We start from the raw sequence: 5903 nt of genomic DNA, 5'->3' as shown, positions 1-5903 counted from the left end.
AGCGCATCAGGCAGTTTAGTGGGTGTGCAGGGGTAGCAGGTTTTGGTTTACGAGAGGTTTGAGCAGTAGCGGCTCAATTGGGTTTTACGACGTAAAACACCGCTTGACAAGCTAAGTTAGATGCTTCATAATCTCGTTTCTCTGGTTGCAGAGCAGCACCGTTGGGTGCAGCGCTGTAAGCAGTATGTCAGTCGATAATGACTTATTGATGACAACGCGATCTTTAACAATTTAACAGCCGATAAGTGTGGGCGCTTGGAATGAGTGAGCCGACCTTCTCACGAAGGTTCGCCACAAAGTTAAAATCAAGTGCTCACAAAAAGAAGTTTTTAGTATTGCCTTGTGCAAACGCTGAAGATTTCTTTGAGTACACTCCGCTTGGTGCTGTGGTTTTTAACTGCGGCATTAAGCAAGCAAAAACAGAGATTAAACTGAAGAGTTTGATCCTGGCTCAGATTGAACGCTAGCGGGATGCTTTACACATGCAAGTCGAACGGCAGCACGAGAGAGCTTGCTCTCTTGGTGGCGAGTGGCGGACGGGTGAGTAATGTATCGGAACGTGCCCAGTAGCGGGGGATAACTACTCGAAAGAGTGGCTAATACCGCATACGCCCTACGGGGGAAAGGGGGGGATCGCAAGACCTCTCACTATTGGAGCGGCCGATATCGGATTAGCTAGTTGGTGGGGTAAAGGCCTACCAAGGCGACGATCCGTAACTGGTTTGAGAGGACGACCAGTCACACTGGGACTGAGACACGGCCCAGACTCCTACGGGAGGCAGCAGTGGGGAATTTTGGACAATGGGGGAAACCCTGATCCAGCCATCCCGCGTGTATGATGAAGGCCTTCGGGTTGTAAAGTACTTTTGACAGGGAAGAAACGGCACTGCCTAATAAGTGGTGTTAATGACGGTACCTGTAGAATAAGCACCGGCTAACTACGTGCCAGCAGCCGCGGTAATACGTAGGGTGCAAGCGTTAATCGGAATTACTGGGCGTAAAGGGTACGCAGGCGGCTAGGAAAGAAGGATGTGAAATCCCAGGGCTCAACCTTGGAACTGCATTTTTAACTGCCTAGCTAGAGTATGTCAGAGGGGGGTAGAATTCCACGTGTAGCAGTGAAATGCGTAGAGATGTGGAGGAATACCGATGGCGAAGGCAGCCCCCTGGGATAATACTGACGCTCAGGTACGAAAGCGTGGGGAGCAAACAGGATTAGATACCCTGGTAGTCCACGCCCTAAACGATGTCAACTAGCTGTTGGGGCCAATAGGCTTTAGTAGCGCAGCTAACGCGTGAAGTTGACCGCCTGGGGAGTACGGTCGCAAGATTAAAACTCAAAGGAATTGACGGGGACCCGCACAAGCGGTGGATGATGTGGATTAATTCGATGCAACGCGAAAAACCTTACCTACGCTTGACATGTCTGGAATTCTCGAGAGATTGAGAAGTGCCCGCAAGGGAACCGGAACACAGGTGCTGCATGGCTGTCGTCAGCTCGTGTCGTGAGATGTTGGGTTAAGTCCCGCAACGAGCGCAACCCTTGTCACTAGTTGCTACGCAAGAGCACTCTAGTGAGACTGCCGGTGACAAACCGGAGGAAGGTGGGGATGACGTCAAGTCCTCATGGCCCTTATGCGTAGGGCTTCACACGTCATACAATGGTCGGGACAGAGGGTCGCCAACCCGCGAGGGGGAGCTAATCCCAGAAACCCGATCGTAGTCCGGATCGCAGTCTGCAACTCGACTGCGTGAAGTCGGAATCGCTAGTAATCGCGGATCAGAATGCCGCGGTGAATACGTTCCCGGGTCTTGTACACACCGCCCGTCACACCATGGAAGTGGGTTTCACCAGAAGTAGGTAGCCTAACCGCAAGGAGGGCGCTTACCACGGTGGGATTCATGACTGGGGTGAAGTCGTAACAAGGTAGCCGTATCGGAAGGTGCGGCTGGATCACCTCCTTTCAGAGCGAGGGCTCACGAAGCGAAAGCGTCCACACTTATTGGCTGTTAACTAAGGTCCATGACCAAGGTCGATCAACACCTAGCAACACAATTGGGTCAGTAGCTCAGTCGGTTAGAGCACCGTCTTGATAAGGCGGGGGTCGTTGGTTCGATTCCAACTTGACCCACCACGATTTACCTTTCGGGGGATTAGCTCAGCTGGGAGAGCACCTGCTTTGCAAGCAGGGGGTCGTCGGTTCGATCCCGTCATCCTCCACCATGAATTTTTTAACGTGTTTTGCGCAGCCCTCGGGGCGGTGCAAGCGGTTTGGTAAGTGTGTGGGTGCGGTTGGGTAGTGCGGGGGTTTGGTGCATGGATTTACGTTAGGACTTAGCGAGGTGGCTGAGTTTAACGAACAGTATCGTTACCGATGTGACGGTGTTGTTCGTTGAGCTTTTAGCTCAATGGTATAACGTGTTCTTTAACAATCTGGAAAAAGCACAACGAAGTGTATTCATGTCGACTTCTTAATTGAAGTTAACGAATATGCGGGTTGTGATTGCAAAATCAACAATTTTGTTCAAATAGTTCTCAATAAATTTTGAGCCGTATTTTTTTATGGTTCAAGCACTTTGAGTGATGAACGGCACAACGCGAAAACTCATAAATCCTATAGCCTAAAACGTTATAGGATCAAGCGAATAAGTGCATGTGGTGGATGCCTTGGCGATCACAGGCGATGAAGGACGTGGTAGTCTGCGAAAAGCTACGGGGAGCTGACAAACAAGCTTTGATCCGTAGATGTCCGAATGGGGGAACCCACGACAGCGATGTCGTATCCTACGCTCAATACATAGGCGTAGCGAAGCTAACCAGGTGAACTGAACCATCTCAGTAGCCTGAGGAAAAGAAATCAACCGAGATTCCGGAAGTAGTGGCGAACGAAACCGGAGCAGCCTTAACGTGATAGTCGATTTGATAGTTGAAGAGTCTGGAAAGGCTCACCGTAGTGGGTGATAGTCCCGTAAGCGAAATCAAATCGGTGGTACTAGGCGTTAGATAAGTAGGGCGGGACACGTGAAATCCTGTCTGAATATGGGGGGACCATCCTCCAAGGCTAAATACTCGTGATCGACCGATAGTGAACCAGTACCGTGAGGGAAAGGCGAAAAGAACCCCGGAAGGGGAGTGAAATAGATCCTGAAACCGCATGCATACAAACAGTAGGAGCACCTTCGGGTGTGACTGCGTACCTTTTGTATAATGGGTCAGCGACTTACATTCAGTGGCAAGCTTAACCGAATAGGGGAGGCGTAGCGAAAGCGAGTCCGAATAGGGCGATTTAGTCGCTGGGTGTAGACCCGAAACCAGGCGATCTATCCATGGTCAGGTTGAAGGCACGGTAACACGTGCTGGAGGACCGAACCCACTAATGTTGAAAAATTAGGGGATGAACTGTGGATTGGAGTGAAAGGCTAAACAAGCCTGGAGATAGCTGGTTCTCTCCGAAAACTATTTAGGTAGTGCCTCGCGTATTACTGTCGGGGGTAGAGCACTGTTATGGCTAGGGGGTCACAGCGACTTACCAACCCATGGCAAACTCCGAATACCGACAAGTACAGCGCGGGAGTCAGAGCACCGGGTGCTAACGTCCGGACTCAAGAGGGAAACAACCCAGACCGCCAGCTAAGGTCCCTAAAACGGGCTAAGTGGGAAACGAAGTGGGAAGGCATAGACAGTCAGGAGGTTGGCTTAGAAGCAGCCATCCTTTAAAGAAAGCGTAATAGCTCACTGATCGAGTCGTCCTGCGCGGAAGATGTAACGGGGCTAAGCCAGTTACCGAAGCTGCGGATGTGTACTTTTTAGTGCACGTGGTAGGAGAGCGTTCTGTAGGCCTGCGAAGGTGTTCTGTAAGGAATGCTGGAGGTATCAGAAGTGAGAATGCTGACATGAGTAGCGATAAAGGGGGTGAAAAGCCCCCTCGCCGTAAGTCCAAGGTTTCCTGCGCAACGTTCATCGGCGCAGGGTGAGTCGGCCCCTAAGGCGAGGCAGAGATGCGTAGCTGATGGGAAGCGGGTTAATATTCCCGCACCGTTGTAAAGTGCGATGGGGGGACGGATCGCGAAAGGTCATCGGAGTGTTGGATATCTCCGTTGGGGCATCGAAGAAGGCGCTTAGGCAAATCCGGGCGCGTAATTCAAGGATGTCACTGGATAGGGCTACGGCCCTAAACTGATTGGAAGTGGTTCCAAGAAAAGCCTCTAAGCTTCAGCTTTACAAGACCGTACCGCAAACCGACACAGGTGGACGGGATGAATATTCCAAGGCGCTTGAGAGAACTCAGGAGAAGGAACTCGGCAAATTAATACCGTAACTTCGGGAGAAGGTATGCCCTGGTAGTGTGAGGTGCCTGCGCACCAAGCATGAAGGGGCCGCAGTGAAATGGTGGCTGCGACTGTTTATTAAAAACACAGCACTCTGCAAACACGAAAGTGGACGTATAGGGTGTGACGCCTGCCCGGTGCCGGAAGGTTAAGTGATGGGGTGCAAGCTCTTGATCGAAGCCCCGGTAAACGGCGGCCGTAACTATAACGGTCCTAAGGTAGCGAAATTCCTTGTCGGGTAAGTTCCGACCTGCACGAATGGCGTAACGATGGCCACACTGTCTCCTCCTGAGACTCAGCGAAGTTGACGTGGTTGTGATGATGCAATCTCCCCGCGGCTAGACGGAAAGACCCCATGAACCTTTACTGTAGCTTTGCATTGGATCGTGAACCGGCCTGTGTAGGATAGGTGGGAGGCATTGAAGCGTGGACGCTAGTCTGCGTGGAGCCAACCTTGAAATACCACCCTGGTCTGTTTATGGTTCTAACCTAGGTCCGTTATCCGGATCGGGGACCGTGCATGGTGGGCAGTTTGACTGGGGCGGTCTCCTCCTAAAGTGTAACGGAGGAGTTCGAAGGTACGCTAGATACGGTCGGAAATCGTGTCGATAGTGCAATGGCATAAGCGTGCTTAACTGTGAGACTGACAAGTCGAACAGGTACGAAAGTAGGACATAGTGATCCGGTGGTTCTGTATGGAAGGGCCATCGCTCAACGGATAAAAGGTACTCTGGGGATAACAGGCTGATACCGCCCAAGAGTTCATATCGACGGCGGTGTTTGGCACCTCGATGTCGACTCATCTCATCCTGGGGCTGTAGCCGGTCCCAAGGGTATGGCTGTTCGCCATTTAAAGAGGTACGTGAGTTGGGTTTAAAACGTCGTGAGACAGTTTGGTCCCTATCTGCCGTGGGCGTTGGATACTTGACGGAGCCTGCTCCTAGTACGAGAGGACCGGAGTGGACGTACCGCTGGTGTATCGGTTGTCATGCCAATGGCATTGCCGAGTAGCTAAGTACGGAAGAGATAACCGCTGAAGGCATCTAAGCGGGAAACTCGTCTGAAGATTAGGTATCCCGGGGGCTTGACCCCCCTGAAGGGTCGTCCGAGACCAGGACGTTGATAGGCTGGGTGTGGAAGTGCAGTAATGCACGTAGCTAACCAGTACTAATTGCCCGTGAGGCTTGATCCTATAACCTTTTAGGTTAGTGGGTTTTCAAGTGTCGTTCAGAAACAAAACAGCAATATGCAGCCCAATATCTACACCGCATACTTCTTGAATACACCTTTGTGTGTGCTTTTTTCCCAGATTGGCTCGCTCTGAGTCGATGGTGGCGCGCTGAACCCCCTTATGAAGGGTGTGAGTTCGGTGTGGCACTGAGATTCGGAGTGTAGCGAACCCGTTTACGCTTGACGACCATAGCAAGGTGGCACCACCCCTTTTCCATTCCGAACAGGACCGTGAAACGCCTTTGCGCCGATGATAGTGCACGGACGTGTGTGAAAGTAGGTCATCGTCAGGCTCTTATACCGAAAAACCCCCGCTTGTGATCAAGTGGGGGTTTTTTTATGCC

At 51.5% G+C, this 5903-nt stretch carries 2 tRNA genes and 3 rRNA genes; all 5 read left to right on the top strand.

The annotated features are described in order from the left end of the window. Positions 1 to 428 precede the first annotated feature (428 nt). The 5 genes from AC2UZI_RS12860 (at position 429) to rrf (ending at position 5852) form a co-directional block, all read left to right on the top strand. Positions 429 to 1965, top strand: a 16S ribosomal RNA gene (locus AC2UZI_RS12860). Positions 1966 to 2058: 93 nt separating this feature from the next. Next, positions 2059 to 2135, top strand: a tRNA-Ile gene (locus AC2UZI_RS12855). 13 nt (positions 2136 to 2148) lie between these two features. Next, positions 2149 to 2224 (top strand) — tRNA-Ala (locus tag AC2UZI_RS12850). Between the two features lie 412 nt (positions 2225 to 2636). Then, positions 2637 to 5521, top strand: a 23S ribosomal RNA gene (locus AC2UZI_RS12845). 217 nt (positions 5522 to 5738) lie between these two features. Continuing rightward, positions 5739 to 5852: ribosomal RNA gene (gene rrf / locus AC2UZI_RS12840) — 5S ribosomal RNA — on the top strand. Together the 16S, 23S and 5S rRNA genes with 2 tRNA genes alongside form the textbook arrangement of a ribosomal RNA operon. Positions 5853 to 5903 lie beyond the last annotated feature (51 nt).

It is taken from the genome of Paenalcaligenes sp. DL 463 (assembly GCF_057475185.1).
This window is presented reverse-complemented; position numbering and strand designations above follow the sequence as displayed.